The sequence below is a fragment of the Aeromonas sp. FDAARGOS 1409 genome (assembly GCF_019048705.1).
GTDB lineage: Bacteria > Pseudomonadota > Gammaproteobacteria > Enterobacterales > Aeromonadaceae > Aeromonas > Aeromonas sanarellii.
In genome coordinates, this window is sequence record NZ_CP077395.1 from 2,517,406 (window position 1) to 2,532,813 (window position 15,408).

The window sequence follows — 15,408 nt, forward strand, 5'->3', positions numbered from 1 at the left end:
CCGTTTCCCACCTTGTTGAGCATTCTATGTCCTCCGTCGACCTGGGCACTGCCCCCCTCTCCCGCCTCTTCCTGCGCTATGTGACCCCGACGGTGGCCGCCATGCTGGTCACCGGCGTCTATGTCACCATAGACGGCATCTTCGTCGGCCATATCCTGGGTCAGGACGGCCTGGCCGGCATGATGCTGGCCTACCCCATCTGCGCCGTGCTCTATGCGGTGGGGGCGCTGATCGGCATGGGCTCCTCGTCGCTCGCCTCGTTTTATCTGGGCAAGGGAGAGCAGGCGCGGGCTCGCCAGATCGTCGGCAACGCCCTGGTGATGGTGCTCATCGCCTCGGCCCTGCTCGCCTTTGTCGGTATCCGTCATGGGGACGAGATGCTGCGCTGGATGGGGGCCGAGGGAGTCATCTTCGATGCCGGCCTCGCCTACCTGCAGTGGTACGCCTGGCTCGGGGCCTTCGCTGTGCTCTCCATGGCCTTTACTGCCCTGCTGCGCAACGACGGGCGGCCCGGCCTCACCACCTGGATCCTGGTGGGGGGCGGCGTGCTCAACGTGCTGCTCGACTACCTGCTGATGGCGGTAGTCCCCTGGGGGCTGGCGGGGGCGGCCATCGCCACCATGCTTTCCCAGGCGGTGACCGGGGGTCTGTGCCTGTGGCACTTCTTCACCCCCCGCAGCCAGCTGCGCATTCGCTGGGACACCCTGGTGCCGGACTGGCGGCTGATGGGGGAAACGCTGCGACTCGGGGTGTCGAGCTTCCTGATGTATCTCTACCTGTCGGTGGTGCTGGCACTGCACAACAAGGCGCTGCTCTCGGTCGGCACCTCGTTGCACGTGGCAGCCTATGGCGTCATCAGCTACAGCGAGGCCTTCTTCTATCTCATCTTCGAGGGGATCGCCATGGGCATCCAGCCCATCGCCAGCTTCAACGCCGGGGCGGGCAACTGGGCGCGGGTGCTGCGGGTGCGCAACCTGGCACTGGGGGTGACCCTGCTGGTGGCGCTGTGCGGCATGGTGCCGCTCTATCTGTGGCCGGAGGGGGTGGTCTACCTGTTCGCCGGCGACAATGCGGCCCTCTTGCCGGTGGCGACCCTGGGGATCTGGCTCTACTTCTGGGGGCTGCCCATGGAGGGGCTGCTGCTGGTGGGGGCCACCTACTTCCAGGCCATCAACCGGGCCCGCATCGCCTCCCTGCTCACCGGCGGCAAGCTGGTGCTGATAGGCGGCTTCCTGTGGGGCTTCTCTTCCCTCTGGGGCGTGGCCGGCGTCTGGCTGGCGCTGCCCGCCTGCAGCACCCTGCTGGTACTGGTGATGTGGCGGGCCATGGGTAAGGAGGCCGGGCTGCATGCCGCAGCCGCATAGCTAACGCCCCTGTCCATTGACGACAAAGGCAGCCTGGGCTGCCTTTGTCGTTTCATCCTGCCAGGGTCAGGGTTTGAAGGCCCCGATAAAGATGGCGGGGTCGACCCGGGCGTCGTTCAGGCTGACGTTCCAGTGCATGTGGGGGCCAGTGGCACGACCGGTGGCGCCGACCCGGCCGACGATGCCGCCGCGGGGCAGGCTCTGGCCCAGCTGCACGTCGATCTTCGACATGTGACAGAACATGCTGATGAGCCCCTGGCCGTGATCGACGAACACCGTATTGCCGTTGAAGAAGTAGTTGCCGATGAGGATCACCTTGCCCGCCGCCGGCGCCTTGATGGGGGTGCCTGCACCGACCGCAAAGTCGAGGCCCGAGTGGGGGTTGCGCTCCTCGCCGTTGAAGAAGCGGCGCAGGCCGAACGGGCTGGAGAGGGGGCCGTTGACCGGCTTGTCGAACATCAGGTTGCTGGGCTGGGCAGGGCTGAAGGTCTGGTAGGCCTTGGTCTGTTCGGCCAGCTCGCGGTTGATGCGCGCCATGTCTTCCGCCAGCGGATTGACCTGGCGCGTATTTTTCAACTTGATGTGCTGCTCTCGGTAGTGCTTGGCGCCGACCGTGAAGCTCAAGGTACGGCCATCGCTGGTGGTCAGTTGATGGGCGCCGGGCGCGCTCTTGAGCGGGATGCCGACGATGGCGATCCAGCGCCTGCCCTCTTCCTGCACCACCAGCACGGGCTTGTCCTGATACCGCACGGCGGGCGCCTTGGCGCCGTCCCCGAGCGGCACCACGGCCACGCCCCCCGGCACAGGGTGGTTGAGCAGGCGGCTGATAAAGCCGGATTCGGCGTGAAGAGCGGGACTGCCGAGCAGCACGAGAAGGAAGAACAGGCGACGCATGGTGGCTCCATCGAACAAGGCGGTGAGATACGAGGGGGCAGATGATGCCACATTCTGCCGGGGCTGTCCGTCCCCGGGCCCCATGACCGCGGGGCTGCCTGAAAGGAGCAGGAGTGAAAACTCTGTGCTATTTACTAATATGTCACTAAAGGTGTCTTTGAATGGCACCTATGTCGGCAGGCAGTGAAACACTGGCAGGAGGACGGCAGTCGCCAGCGACATCCAGGGATAGACGGAGGTTGTGATGAAGACCAAGGCTCTCTTGCTACTCGGACTCATAATGGGGATGTCGGCACCCGTTGCCGCCTTCAACGGGGTCATTACCATCAATGGCGAAGTGACTGCGGGGACCTGTGCCATCGCGGTCAACGGGGGCACGGCGTCTGCGACCGTGACCCTGCCCACCGTCAGCACCAATGCCCTTGGCAGCATAGGCCAGACCGCAGGCGCGACCGGTTTCAACCTCGCCCTCACCAGTTGCCCGACCACGGGGTCTGTGCGGGCCTACTTCGAAAACATCGGGGTGGAGCAGACCACGGGCAATCTCAGCAACAAGGCCGTCGCCTCGGGAGGCAAGAACCCGGCCCAGAACGTGGAGGTGCAGATCCTCTCGGCCAACAGCACCCCCATCGATCTTCGTACCAACACAGGCAACAATGTGCTGGTCAACTTCAGTGCCACCGGCGGGGCGACCCTCTACTACAGCGCCCAGTACATCGCCACCGGCGCCGTCGGTGCCGGCCTGGTCTCTGCGGATCTCATCTATTCCCTGGACTACCACTGAGTCTGCCCCATGAGCCTCCCTGCCTCCTATCGTTCCCCCCTGGTCGGGTCTGGCCGCATCCTCTGGTGCGCCTTGCTGCTCCTGTCCTGGCAGGCCTGGGGTCATGTCCAGATCTCCGGTACCCGGGTCATCTACCCGGCCAATGCGCGGGAAGTCACGCTGGAGCTGACCAACAAGGGGAGCACCCCCTCGCTGGTGCAGGTGTGGCTGGATGCCGGTGACCGCCGGATCCGGCCCGGTGCCGAGGCCCTGCCGTTTCTGATCACGCCTCCCATCACCCGCATCGAGGCCCAGCGCGGCCAGTCCCTGCGTCTGGCCTATGTGGGACAGGGGCTGCCTCAGGACCGCGAGTCCGTGTTCTGGCTCAATGTGCTGGAGGTGCCGCCGAGCGTCAAATCCACCCAGGCAGGCCAGAACATGGTGCAGCTCGCCTTTCGCTCCCGGATCAAGATGTTCTACCGGCCGGCGGGTCTGGCCGGCAATGTGGAGCGTTCCGCACACCGGCTCACCTGGCGGCTGGTCCACCAGGGCGCAGGCTATGCCCTGCGGGCCAGCAATCCGAGCCTCTATCACGTCAGCATCAGCAATCTGGAGCTGCAGACGACCCAGTCGAAGCGTTACAGCAACTTGAGCGGTGGCATGGTGGCGCCGGGGGGCACCTTCGATTTCCCCGTGGAGCAACTCTCCGGGGCCGTCCATGCCAAGAGGGTGACCTTCCATTGGCTCAACGACTATGGCGCCCGCGAGGTGGGTGAATTCGTCTTCCGTTGATCCCGGTGCATGCGCCGGCGCCGAGGGGGATGCCATGAGCGCCGGCGTGTCCCTCCCTTGCCATGCTTCTCCGCTGGCCTGCGGGCCCGCCCCGGGTGGCTGGTGTCTCTTCCTCCTACTCTGGGGAGCCCTGGCTATGGCCGAGGAGGCTCCCGGGCAGGCAGGTGGCTCACCCGACGAGGTGGAGTTTGACAGCCGCCTGCTCGACAGCCTGGGGGTCGACATCGATCTGGCGCGCTTCTCCCGTGCCGACTTCATCCCCCCGGGGCGCTATCAGCTCGACATCACCCTCAATGGCAAGGAGAGGCTGAGCCAGCAGGTGGAGGTGAGAGCGGGGAAGGATCCCGCTACCCCCAGGTTCTGCTTCCAGCCCGACCACCTGAAACAGTGGGGGCTGATCCTGGACAAGCTGCCCGATCAGACCGAGGTGACGCGGCAGCTCGGCCTCGACTGCATCGAGGTGGGGGCCCTGGTGCCCGGCGCCGGCTTCACGTTCGATCTCGCCAGCCTGAGCGGGGCACTCAGCCTGCCCCAGGCCTACCTGGGCCGTGTCAGACGGGACTATGTGGGGCCGGAGCTGTGGGTGCAGGGGATCAATGCCGCCTTCGTCAGCTACAACGCCAACCTCTACTACAGCGAGCAGGAGGCGGTCGACGAACCGCTGAGCAGCAGCATCAACCTCAACACAGGTCTCAACCTCGGCGCCTGGCGCCTGCGCCACAACGGCTCCTATCAGGGGGGCAGTCACGGGGGCTATGATCCCCTCAACAGCTATGCGCAGCGGGACATTACCTCCCGCACCGCCCAGCTGACCCTGGGGGAGTATTTCACCCCGGGCGACAGCTTCGACAGCGTGCCCTTCACCGGTGTGCAGATCGCCAGCGACGACGCCATGCTGCCCGACTTCGAACGGGGGTTCGCCCCCGTGGTGCGCGGGGTGGCCCAGAGCAACGCCAGGGTCACCGTTCGTCAGGGCAGCGCCCTCATCTATGAAACCCAGGTGGCGCCCGGTGCCTTTGCCATCGACGATCTCTATGCCACCAGCTTTGCCGGAGATCTGGACGTGACCATCACGGAGGCGGATGGCAGCGTTCAGAGCTTCACCTTGCCGTTTTCCTCCGTGGTGCAGATGTTGCGAGACGACACCTCCCGCTTCAGCCTGACCCTGGGGCGCTATCGCAACGAGGCGGGGCCCGATGGGCCGGACTTTCTGCAAGGCACCTACAGGCGCGGCTTTTCGGATGCCCTGACCCTCTATGGCGGGGCCATCGCCGCCGAGGATTACACCGCCCTGCTGGGCGGTGTGGCGGTGGGGTCGGATTACGGGGCCCTGGCCGTCGATGTCACCGGATCCTGGGCGCGCGCCCTGCCCGTCAGCGCAGCCTTGCCGGCGTCGCAGTCCGGCCAGAGCTATCGCCTCACCTACAGCAAGCAGATGGAGATGACCCGGACCTATGTCACCCTGGCCGCCTACCGCTTCTCCAGCGAAGGCTACCTCGATCTCAACGACGTGGCTGCGATACAGGCCCAGGCGCTGGACCGCCTGCAGCGGGAGCGCAATCGCTTCCAGCTCAATGTCAATCAGCCGGTGGGGGAGTGGGGGGATCTCTACTTCAACGGCATTCGCCGCGACTACTGGGGAGGCCAGGGGGAGAGCAGCAGCTTCCAACTCGGCTACAACCGGGGGTTTGACTGGGGCAGCCTGACCCTGTCGGCCAGCCACTCCCTGGAGGAAGGGGTCGGCGATCAATACGTGCTGAGCCTCAGCATTCCCATCGGCGACAAGCTGGGGGCCCCGCGCCTTAGCAGCACCCTCTCCTATCAGGAGGGGCTGGGGACCAGCGCCAGGCTGGATCTCAACGGCGGCTCCCGGGACGGCCGCTTCTATTACGGCCTCTACGGCAGCCATGGTCCCGGCGGGGAGGGCAGTACCCAGGGTTATGGCGCCAATCTGCAGTATCAGACGGCATCCGCCCAGCTGGGGCTCAGCACCAGCCAAGGGGAGGGGTATGCCCAGTATGTGGCCTCTGCCAAGGGGACCCTGCTGGTGCACGGTGAGGGCTGGGTGCTGGGGCAGACGCAGGGGGAGACGATGGCACTGGTGGAGGCAAAGGGGGCCCAGGGGGCCAGGGTCAGCCACGGGATCGGCAGCGAGGTGGACGGCGATGGCTATGCCGTGCTGGCCGGGCTCAACCCTTATCGCACCAACATCATCGGCCTGGATCCGAGCGGTTTGCCGCTGGATGTGGAGATCGACGGCAGCGCCCGCATGGTGGCCCCCCGCCGGGGGGCCATCGTCAAGCTGGCCTACGAGACCCGGGTCGGTCAGCCCCTGCTGATCAAGGCCGAACGGCAAGATGGCAGCGCCCCGCCCTTCGGGGCCGAGGTGGTCGACGGCAGCGGCGGCTCGGTGGCCGTGGTCGGCCAGGGGGGGCTTATCTTTGTGCGTGGCGAGCAGGGGCCCCTCTACGTTCAATGGGGTGAGGAGAGGGAAGAGCGATGCCGGCTCGCTTATCGGGCTCCCCGGCCGGATCCGGCCATGCCCTATCAGCAGGTGGCGGCCCGCTGCCTCGGCGTGGAGTCTGGCTCATGAGAAGGGTTGTATGGCCGGGTGTCGTGCTGCTGGCCTTGCTGTGGGCAAGGGAGGGCGAGGGCGCCCTCAACCTGACCCGTACCCGGCTCGTCCATGAGGGGGGTGAGGCCACACTGCTGGTACGCAACGATGGCGCCGGCCCCAGCCTGTTGCAGGCCTGGGTCGATGAGGGGGACGAACGCCAGGGACCGGCCGAGGTCACGACCCCCTTTCTGGTGGTGCCCCCCGTGATGCGGCTGGGGCCCGGACGGGGGCAGACGCTGCGTGTCCTCGGCGCGGATCTGGGCCGGCTTCCCCGGGACAGGGAGTCCCTATTCTGGCTCAATGTGCTGGGGCTTCCCCCCAAGGCTCACGCCTCGCAGGGGAGCGTGCAGCTGGCCTACCGCACCCGCATCAAGCTGTTCTATCGGCCGCCCGGGCTGGCGGGATCGGTGGCGGAGTCGGTGTCTAAGCTGGGTTGGCAGGCCTTGCCAGGGGGCGGGCTCTGGGTCACGAATCCGGGCCCCTTCCACATCAGCCTGAGCGAGGTGCTGCTGACGGCAGGCGGACGGGGGCTGGCCTGGCGCGAGGGCGGGGTGCTGCCGCCCTATGGTGCCCTGCCCGTGGTCATGGCGGGGAGGGTACCGCCGGACGCCAGGGGCAGGTTGCGCTGGATAGACGACGACGGTACCTACCGTGAACAGGCCTTTGTGCTGGGATTGGGGGGAGGAGCGCGGGATGAGTAACATGGCTGGCCGTCATGGCCCCTGGTCCCTGCTGGCGGGGGCGCTCCTGCTGCTGGCGGGTATGTGGCCTCAAGAGGGGCTGGCCGTCAGCGGTCAATGCACCAGCCCCTTCGTGGCGACCCTGCCCATCAGCGCCGATAACGATCTCTATCAGCCTGGCGAGACCCGGAGCGCGACCTTCTCGACCACGGACACGGCCACCTGTGACTGCACCGGGATCTCGGTGGGCCTGCTGGTGACGGTCTACTACCAGGGCACGACCGGCCTGCCGACCGTTGCCGATCCCCTCGGTACCCTCATCAAGCTCAACCCCTATTTCGGCCTCAAGGTGGAGTTCAACGCGGCAGGGGCATACCAGACAGTTCCCTTCAATGCCACGACCAGTGGGTTGCTCAGCGCCTGTGTCGGCGGCTTGCTGAATGTCTCCCTGCTGGGAGGGATCAACGTGAACGGCGGGCGCGCTACGTTGAAGTTGCTCAAGGGGGTCACGGGAACCCAGACCTTCAGCGGCACCGTCGCCCACCTCTTCGTGCGCCGTGCCGGCACACCCGACACCAGCCCGGTCAATGCATTCAGCACCCTGGCGATGAACATCAGCGTCACCTCGACGCCGACCTGCCAGTTTCCCGCCGGCACCAGCATCCCCATCGATCTCGGCGCCGTGGCGCAGAGTGCCTTCGTCGAGGGGGAGATCCCCAGGGGATATAGCCCCCGCAGCGTCGATGTGAGCGTGACCTGCAGCCAGATCCCGAGCGACTACGTGGTGCCGCTGCGCTACAGCTTCGGAGGGGCGCTCAGCAGCCAGAACCGCTTCATCACCACCAACCTGGCCGGAGTCGGGGTGGGCATGGTGGAGCAGGACACCTTGACCCCTATTCCATTCGATACCGCCATCGCGGTACCCTATTCGGCGGCTACCCATGACACCGACTACAGGGTGAGGCTCTATCCGACCCGGTTGCCGGGTCAGGTGGTGCGTACCGGTACCTATACGGGAACCATCATGGTCACGGTGAGCGTGCCCTGACGAGAGGCTTCCCCGCTCCTATTTTTCGACGAGGTCAATGATGCAAAGCGACAGCGCCCTGCGCCGCGAACCCAAGCGCCACTCCATCGGACAGGGCTGGATCTGGGTCCGCACGGGATTCGACATCTTCAACAAGGGGATGGGGGCCAGCGTGGCCATGATAGTGCTCTGGTTCGTGGTGGGCATAGTGCTGGACCAGCTGCCGGCGGGGGGGCTTATCTCCCAGCTGCTCTACATGGTGTGGGGTGCCGGCTGGGTGGCGGTGGCACGACGGGGCTTTGGGGGGCAGCCGCTGCAGTTCGCCGACTTCTTCGCCGGTTTTCGCCATCGCTTGACGCCGCTGATGCTGGGGGGGCTCATGGTGCTCGCCCTGTTCATGATGATCCTGATGATCTGTGCGTTCATGCTGCACCTGTGGGGGCTGACCGGCCTGTTGTCCCAGGATCCCGAGACCCTGACGCTGACCCCGGAACAGGCCCGGGGCTTCCTGCTCTGCGCCTTGCTGGGGCTGGCCCTGCTGGTGCCCGTGCTGATGGCCATTACCTTCGCCCCCGCCCTGATCTTCTTCCACGGTGTCGGGGTCTGGCAGGCGGCCAGGCTCAGCTTCAGGGGCTGCCTGCGCAACATGTGGCCCTTCCTCTGGTGGGGGCTGCTCGGGGCCGTGCTGATCTTCTTCGGGGCGCTGCTGATGCTGGTGGGCCTGCTGGTGGTGCTGCCCGCCATCAACTACTCCATCTATGCCGCCTATCACGACATCTATCTGGAGGAGCCGGTGGCGAACGATGGCGAGCCGCCTGCCAGGGAGTTCGGTTTCGAGGCGTGAGCCAGGATCCGCAGACAGGGGGCCGCCAGGCCCCTTTTTCATGGACCCTCACCGGGCTTGCCACAGGGGATCGTCCGCCATCCGGGCGACGAGAAAGTCGAGGAAGCTGCGCAGCAGGGGAGACATCTGCTTGCGGGTGCCGTAGACCGCATAGACGCCGAGCCGCTTGGGTTGCCACTGGGTCAGCAGGGGTACCAGGGCGCCGCTCGCGAGGTGGGTCTCCACCGAGTAGCGGGGCTGCAGGCTGATCCCCGCCCCATCCAGGGTCGCCGCCAGCAGCAGGTTGGAGATGTTGGCGCTGAGGTTGCCGCTCACCGGCACCGACTCGGGACCATGAGGCCCCTGAAACTCCCACAGGCTCTTGCCGAAATAGGTGTAGGTCAGGCAGTTGTGCAGGGCCAGATCCTGCACCTGCTGGGGCGGAGCATGGCGAGCCAGGTAGGCGGGACTGGCACAGACCACGGAGTGGCAGGTGCCTAAGGGGCGCGCCACCAGATTGGGATCCAGATCGTTGGTGATGCGCAGGGCGAGATCGATCCGCTCTTCCACCAGGTTGACCGTCCTGTCCAGCAGCAGGATGTCGATGGCCGTGCCCGGGTAGCGAGCCAGATAGTCGTTCGCCGCCTTGACCAGCAGGGCTTCGGAGAGAGAGTAGCTGCTGGTGATGCGCAGTTGGCCCTTGGGGGCGTCGTCGCCCTTCACGGCGATCTGTTCCATCTCCTCTCCGAGCGCCAACATGGCGCGGGCCCGGTTCAGGGCCTCCTCGCCCGGGCCGGTCAGACTCAGTCGGCGGGTGGTGCGGTGCAGCAATCTGGCCCCCATCCAGCGCTCCAGCTCGGCCAGGTAGCGCGAGACCATGGCGCGGGACATCTCCAGCTTCTCCCCGGCCCCGCTCAGGCTGCCCTGCTCGACCACGCAGACGAAGACCCGCAATGCGGTCAGCCTATCCATCTTGTGCCTCTATATGCTCGATTTGTGCAACAGTGATGCACTGATTATGCGGTATTTGCACCTTAGGCGATCCAATACACTGTGTCCATCAAATGACCCCCCGAATACTTAATGAGGAATAGATGATGAACAGCACCCTGATCCGCAACCTGACGCTGGCCACCACCCTGCTCGGTGGCACCGCGCTGGCCGCCCCCCTGACCGTGACCGTCTACAACCCCGGCGAAAAGGCGATCTTCCCGGTCTCCTCCTCACTGGTGACCGGTGACAAAGAGGCGATCCTGATCGATGCCCAGTTCGACGTGCATAATGGCCAGGCGCTGGTCGACATGATCAAGAAGAGCGGCAAGAAGCTGACCGTTGTTTATATCAGTGCCGGTGATCCCGACTTCTACTTCGGTCTGGAGCCCGTCATGGCTGCGTTCCCGGATGTCAAAGTGCTGGCCGACCAGCATGTGGTTGACCATATCAACCTGACCAAGGATGCCAAGCTGAGCTACTGGAGCCCGATCCTGGGCAAGGGGGCACCCAAGAGCCTGACCGTGCCGCAAGTGATGACGGCCAGCCATCTGACGCTGGATGGCGAGAAGATTGAGATCAAAGAGATGAACACGCCGAATGCCTATCTCTGGGCCCCCTCCATCAAGACGGCGTTTGGCGGCGTGCCGGTCTACAGCGGGGTACACGTCTGGATGGCGGACAGCCAGACCAAAGCGGCCCGCAGCAACTGGGTCAAGGCGCTGGACAACCTGCTGGCCCTGAAACCCGAGCGCGTGGTACCGGGCCACTTCCTGGGCACCGCGCCCCAGGGCACTGCCGCAGTGACCTTTACCCGTGACTATGTCCAGCGCTTCGAGCAGGAGCTGGCCAAGGCGAACAGCTCCGGTGAGCTGATCGAGGGCCTGAAGAAGGCCTATCCGTCCCTGCCGGTGGACGACGGCCTGGCCATAGGTGCCAAGGTCAACATGGGCGAGATGAAGTGGTAAACCCCTGACGCCTACTTCCCTGTGTTTTTTTACCGGGCCCGAGGGCCCGGTTTTTTTAGCCGAATGAACGAGTGAATCACATGAACGACACCACCTTGCACTATGTCTATGACCCCCTCTGTGGCTGGTGCTATGGCGCAGCCCCCCTGCTCCGCGCCGCAGCCGGGATCCCGGGCCTTCGCATCGCGCTGCATGCGGGCGGCCTCTGGCTGGGCGCCCGGCGCCAGCCCATGGGCCAGGCCCTGCGGGACCATGTGCGCCCCCATGACGAGCGGATCCACGCCCTGACCGGCCAACCCTTCGGGGAGCGCTACTTCAACGAGCTCCTGCTCAACGAAGGGCTGATCCTCGATTCCGAGCCGCCCATTCGCGCCATTCTGGCACTGGACGAGCTGGGCGGGGATGGCCTTGCGCTGTTGCACCGCATCCAGGAAACCCATTATGGGGAGGGGGACTGGGTCGGCTCCCCGGCGCGGCTCACGGCGCTGGCACAAGAGCAGGGCGTGCAGCCTGAGGCCTTTGCCCAGGCCTGCCAGCGGGTGGATCTCGCCGGGCATCTGGCCGACAGCCAGGCCTGGTTGCGACGGCTCGGCGGGCAGGGATTCCCGACCCTGGGGTTGATGCGGGGCGAGCGCCTTCTGCCCGTCCCCGTCTCACCGTATCTGGGGGAGCCGCACGCCTTCGCGAAGCATCTCGCCTCCCTGATGACTGACTGACCCCTGGCGGCCGCGGTTCCATGCCGTGGCCGCCGCCATGCTCCTGCTACCTGTGTGGCGGACGTGCATTCGCCTGCGAGCCTCCCTTGTCCCCCGGACCGTTCTTGTGCATGCTAGCGGCCACATTGAATGGCAGGATGCAGTGCCCATGAACCTTCGCGATCTCGAATACCTGGTAGCGCTGGAAGAGGAGAAACACTTTCGCAAGGCGGCGGAGCGTTGCTTCGTCAGCCAGCCGACCCTGAGCGGCCAGCTGCGCAAGCTGGAAGATGAGCTGGGGGTGATCCTGATCGAGCGCACCTCCCGCAAGGTGCTGTTCACCCCGGCCGGAGACGCCATGGCCCGGCAGGCCCGCAAGGTGCTCAAGGAGGTGCGCGAGCTCAAGAGCATAGGCCAGCACTTCGCCGAGCCCATGTCCGGCGAGATCCACATCGGCTTCATTCCCACCGTGGGCCCCTACCTGCTGCCCCACATCATTCAGGATCTGCGCGAACACTTCCCCAAGCTGGAGTTCTACCTCTACGAAGAGCAGACCCAGGTGCTGCTCAAGCGGCTGGAGGAGGGGGAGCTGGACTGCCTCGTGCTGGCGGAGCTGGAGGGGATGGAGGGCTTTGGATCCATCCCCCTCTATCAGGAGCCCATGTGGCTGGCGGTGCCCCAGCATCACCCCGAGGCCAGCGCCAGGGCGGTGCCGCTGCACAACCTCAAGGGCAAGAAGCTGCTGATGCTGGCCGATGGCCACTGTCTGCGGGAGCAGGCGCTGGGATTCTGTTTTGCCGCGGGCATCGGGGAGGATCAGCGCTTCAAGGGCACCAGCCTCGAGACCCTGCGCAACATGGTGGCGGCCGGCAGCGGCATGACGCTGGTGCCCAGGCTGGCGGTGCCCGCCAATCCGGAGGAGGGGGGCGTCAGCTATCGCCCGGTGATCGACCCCGTGCCGGGGCGCACCATCTCCCTGCTCTACCGTCACTACTCGGTGCGGCGTCCCTGCTTCAATGAACTGGCGGCCCGCATCTCGCGCCTGATAAAGAGCCTGCCCGTCTAGGGGCGAGGTCCCCGGGCACAAAGAAAAAAACCGGCGCAGGGCGCCGGTTTTTTTGTCTCTCGCAGAGCTAGAAGATGTCGTCGGTCGAGACGGGGCCATCGGTGGCCGAGCCGTCACCGCCATACACCTGGTTGCCATCGGAGAGCTGGCTCGCGTAGCGGGTCGGTTCAGTGCCTTCCTTGAAGAACTCGTCCGTGCTGCTGCCATCGGCGCGATTGGTCAGCAGACCCGTCTCGCGATCGATGCGCACCTGCATGATCCCCTCGGGCACCGGCATCTTGCGCTCGGGCACCTGCTTGAGCGCCGTCTTCATGAAGTCGATCCAGATGGGCTGGGCGGCACCGCCACCGAATTCGGCGCGACCCAGGCCGCGCTGGTGGTTGTCAAACCCGATCCAGGAGGTGGCGACCAGATTCGGGGTATAGCCGGAGAACCAGGCATCGCGGGATTCGTTGGTGGTCCCCGTCTTGCCCGAGATGTCGTGGCGCTTGAGGTCGCGGGCCGCTCGCCAGCCGGTGCCGCGCCAGCCATTGCCACCCCAGATGGCGGTGGTCAGGGTGTCGGTGATCAGGAAGGCGCTCTGGGCGCTGATGGTCTGCGGCGCCATCTTGTTGGGCACGACGGGATCGATGGGGCACTGGGCCTTCCAGTCGGGCACCGTATTGGCATAGGCATCGGCGCTGTCGAGGCCGGCGGCGGCCAGCACGCCGCAGTCGCGGCAGGCGGCGGCCGGATTGGCCTGGTACAGGGACTTGCCGAAGCTGTCGGTCACCTCGGTGATGAAGTAGGGGCTGACCTGGAAGCCGCCATTGGCCAGCACAGAGTAGCCGCGCACCACTTCCAGCGGGGTGAATTCGGCGGCGCCGAGGGCCAGGGATTCGTTGGCGGAGATGTGATCCCGGACGAAGCCGAAGCGGGTGAGGCCGTCGATATAGGTATCCAGCCCGATGGCGCGCATCAGCCGGACCGACATCACGTTCTTGGACTTGGCGAGGCCGAGGCGCAAGGGGGTCGGCCCTTCATAGATGGCCGGCGAGTTCTTGGGCTGCCACATGGGGCCCTTGGCCGGATCCCACTGGTTGATCGGCGCGTCGTTGATGAGGGACGCCAGGGTATAGCCCTGCTCCAGCGCGGTGGCATAGAGGAAGGGCTTGATGTTCGAGCCGACCTGGCGGCGAGCCTGATCGACCCGGTTGAACTTGGAGATCTCGAAGCTGAAGCCGCCCACCAGGGCCTCGATGGCGCCGTCTTGCGGGTTCATGGCGACCAGGGCGGCGTTGACGTCGGGGATCTGGGAGAGCAGCAGCTCTTCCCCTTTTTCCCGCACCCAGATTTGGGCGCCGACTTTGAGCACATCCCGCGCCGATTTCGGGGCGAAGCCCTGGCGATCGTCGGTGATGAAGGCGCGCGCCCACTTGATGCCGTTCCAGCCCAGCTCGGCCTGTTTGCCGTTTCTGAGCACCAGGGTGGCGCTCTTGTCGCCCAGCTTGGTGACCACGGCGGCCATCAGGGGCTGATAGCTCGGCTGTTTGGCCAGGTGGGCCATGATCTGGTCGTAATCCCAGGCCGCTTCGCCGGCTTTCCACAGCAGGGCGGTCGGGCCGCGATAGCCGTGGCGGGTGTCGTAGTCGAAGACGCCGTCGAGCAGCGCCTGGTGGGCGGCGCGCTGGCGCTTGGCGGTGACAGTGGTGTAGACGTGCAGTCCCATTGTGTAGGCATCTTCACCAAACTGCTCCACCATCTTCTGGCGCACCATCTCGCTCAGGTAGGGGGCGTTCAGGGTCGTTTCCGCACCGTGGTAGCGGGCCTTGACCGGCATTCTGGAGGCTTCGTCATACTGGGCCTGGGTGATCTTGCCGGTCTCCAGCATGCGACCAAGTACCACGTTGCGGCGGGCGAAGGCGCGCTCCGGGGAACGGATGGGGTTCAGCATGGAGGGGGCCTTGGGAAGCCCCGCGATGATGGCGATCTCGTCCAGGGTCAGATCCTTGACCTCCTTGCCGAAGTAGACCTGGGCGGCTGCGCCGACCCCGAATGCCCGGTAACCGAGGGGGATCTTGTTGAGATAGAGCGTCAGGATCTCGTCCTTGGTGAGGTTCTGCTCGATGCGCCAGGCGAGGAACACTTCCTTTATCTTGCGCACCAGCGTCTTCTCGTTGCTCAGGAAGAAGTTGCGTGCCACCTGCTGGGTGATGGTACTGGCCCCCTGGCGCGCCTGACCGGAGACGGCCCAGACGGTCGCGGCACGAATGATGCCGATGGGGTCAATGCCCGGGTGTTCATAGAAACGGGCATCCTCGGTGGCGAGTACGGCATCGATCATGGGCTGGGGGATTTCATCCAGCCGCAGGGGGATGCGACGAATTTCGCCAAACTGGGAGATCAGTTCCCCGTCCCGGCTGTAGACCTTCATGGGGGTGGCCAGCTTGACATCGCGCAGAGCGCTCACATCCGGCAACTGGGGCTTGATGTAGAAATAGATGCCGATGAGGCTGGCAACACCCAGCACTGCACCCAGCATCATGACAATAAACAGGCGAACGAGCCATTTCAGCATGGAAGAACTACCAATCGTCTTAAAATTAGCCAACGGGCGCAGAGTATAGCCTTTTTACCCTCGCGGATTCGAGGTTTTCCTGTCCGCAGACGGCGACCTCGAGAAGAGGCGGGAGGGTAGCATTCCGGGACGCAATTACCAAGGGGGGCCGCAGCCAGGGCCGAAAGGAGAG

The 15,408-nt window shown here is 65.4% G+C and carries 13 protein-coding genes; 10 read left to right on the top strand and 3 right to left on the bottom strand.

Features of this window, described 5'->3' with window-relative positions:
• Positions 1-26: 26 nt before the first annotated feature.
• Positions 27-1,364, top strand: coding sequence for an MATE family efflux transporter (locus tag I6L39_RS11975; protein WP_216989760.1), 1,338 nt, complete (start codon positions 27-29; stop codon positions 1,362-1,364).
• Between the two features lie 66 nt (positions 1,365-1,430).
• Here the strand turns inward: I6L39_RS11975 and I6L39_RS11980 are convergent, their stop codons facing one another.
• A complete protein-coding gene (locus tag I6L39_RS11980) occupies positions 1,431-2,258 on the bottom strand; it encodes a M23 family metallopeptidase (protein WP_216989761.1) in 828 nt (275 codons plus the stop codon).
• Positions 2,259-2,502: 244 nt separating this feature from the next.
• Between I6L39_RS11980 and I6L39_RS11985 the strand changes: the two genes are divergently transcribed.
• From I6L39_RS11985 to I6L39_RS12010, 6 genes are all read left to right on the top strand, one after another.
• On the top strand, positions 2,503-3,042 hold the full coding sequence (locus I6L39_RS11985) for a fimbrial protein (protein WP_216989762.1): 540 nt from the start codon (positions 2,503-2,505) through the stop codon (positions 3,040-3,042).
• A 9-nt stretch (positions 3,043-3,051) separates the two neighbouring features.
• Positions 3,052-3,813, top strand: a complete 762-nt coding sequence (locus I6L39_RS11990; protein WP_216989763.1) for a fimbria/pilus periplasmic chaperone — start codon at positions 3,052-3,054, stop codon at positions 3,811-3,813.
• 136 nt (positions 3,814-3,949) lie between these two features.
• Positions 3,950-6,406, top strand: coding sequence for a fimbria/pilus outer membrane usher protein (locus I6L39_RS11995; RefSeq protein ID WP_216989764.1), 2,457 nt, complete (start codon positions 3,950-3,952; stop codon positions 6,404-6,406).
• On the top strand, positions 6,403-7,131 hold the full coding sequence (locus tag I6L39_RS12000) for a molecular chaperone (protein ID WP_216989765.1): 729 nt from the start codon (positions 6,403-6,405) through the stop codon (positions 7,129-7,131). Before I6L39_RS11995 ends, I6L39_RS12000 begins: the two co-directional genes overlap by 4 nt.
• The gene (locus I6L39_RS12005) at positions 7,124-8,158 is read left to right on the top strand and encodes a fimbrial protein (protein WP_254203637.1); all 1,035 of its coding nucleotides are present in this window, start codon (positions 7,124-7,126) and stop codon (positions 8,156-8,158) included. Before I6L39_RS12000 ends, I6L39_RS12005 begins: the two co-directional genes overlap by 8 nt.
• 40 nt (positions 8,159-8,198) lie before the next feature.
• The gene (locus tag I6L39_RS12010; protein ID WP_042079002.1) at positions 8,199-8,981 is read left to right on the top strand and encodes a BPSS1780 family membrane protein; all 783 of its coding nucleotides are present in this window, start codon (positions 8,199-8,201) and stop codon (positions 8,979-8,981) included.
• 48 nt (positions 8,982-9,029) lie between these two features.
• Here the strand turns inward: I6L39_RS12010 and I6L39_RS12015 are convergent, their stop codons facing one another.
• Positions 9,030-9,932 (bottom strand): LysR family transcriptional regulator, encoded by a 903-nt coding sequence (locus I6L39_RS12015; RefSeq protein ID WP_216989766.1) that lies wholly within the window; start codon positions 9,930-9,932, stop codon positions 9,030-9,032.
• Between the two features lie 125 nt (positions 9,933-10,057).
• Here I6L39_RS12015 and I6L39_RS12020 point away from each other — a divergent pair, with 125 nt between their 5' ends.
• From I6L39_RS12020 to oxyR, 3 genes are all read left to right on the top strand, one after another.
• The gene (locus I6L39_RS12020) at positions 10,058-10,918 is read left to right on the top strand and encodes a Vmh family MBL fold metallo-hydrolase (protein WP_216991790.1); all 861 of its coding nucleotides are present in this window, start codon (positions 10,058-10,060) and stop codon (positions 10,916-10,918) included.
• Between the two features lie 80 nt (positions 10,919-10,998).
• Positions 10,999-11,634 (top strand): DsbA family protein, encoded by a 636-nt coding sequence (locus tag I6L39_RS12025; protein ID WP_216989767.1) that lies wholly within the window; start codon positions 10,999-11,001, stop codon positions 11,632-11,634.
• A gap of 148 nt (positions 11,635-11,782) precedes the next feature.
• Positions 11,783-12,679, top strand: coding sequence for a DNA-binding transcriptional regulator OxyR (gene oxyR / locus I6L39_RS12030; protein WP_209793418.1), 897 nt, complete (start codon positions 11,783-11,785; stop codon positions 12,677-12,679).
• A 67-nt stretch (positions 12,680-12,746) separates the two neighbouring features.
• Here the strand turns inward: oxyR and I6L39_RS12035 are convergent, their stop codons facing one another.
• Complete coding sequence (locus I6L39_RS12035) at positions 12,747-15,236, bottom strand: penicillin-binding protein 1A (RefSeq protein ID WP_216989768.1); 2,490 nt, start codon at positions 15,234-15,236, stop codon at positions 12,747-12,749.
• Between the last annotated feature and the right edge of the window lie 172 nt (positions 15,237-15,408).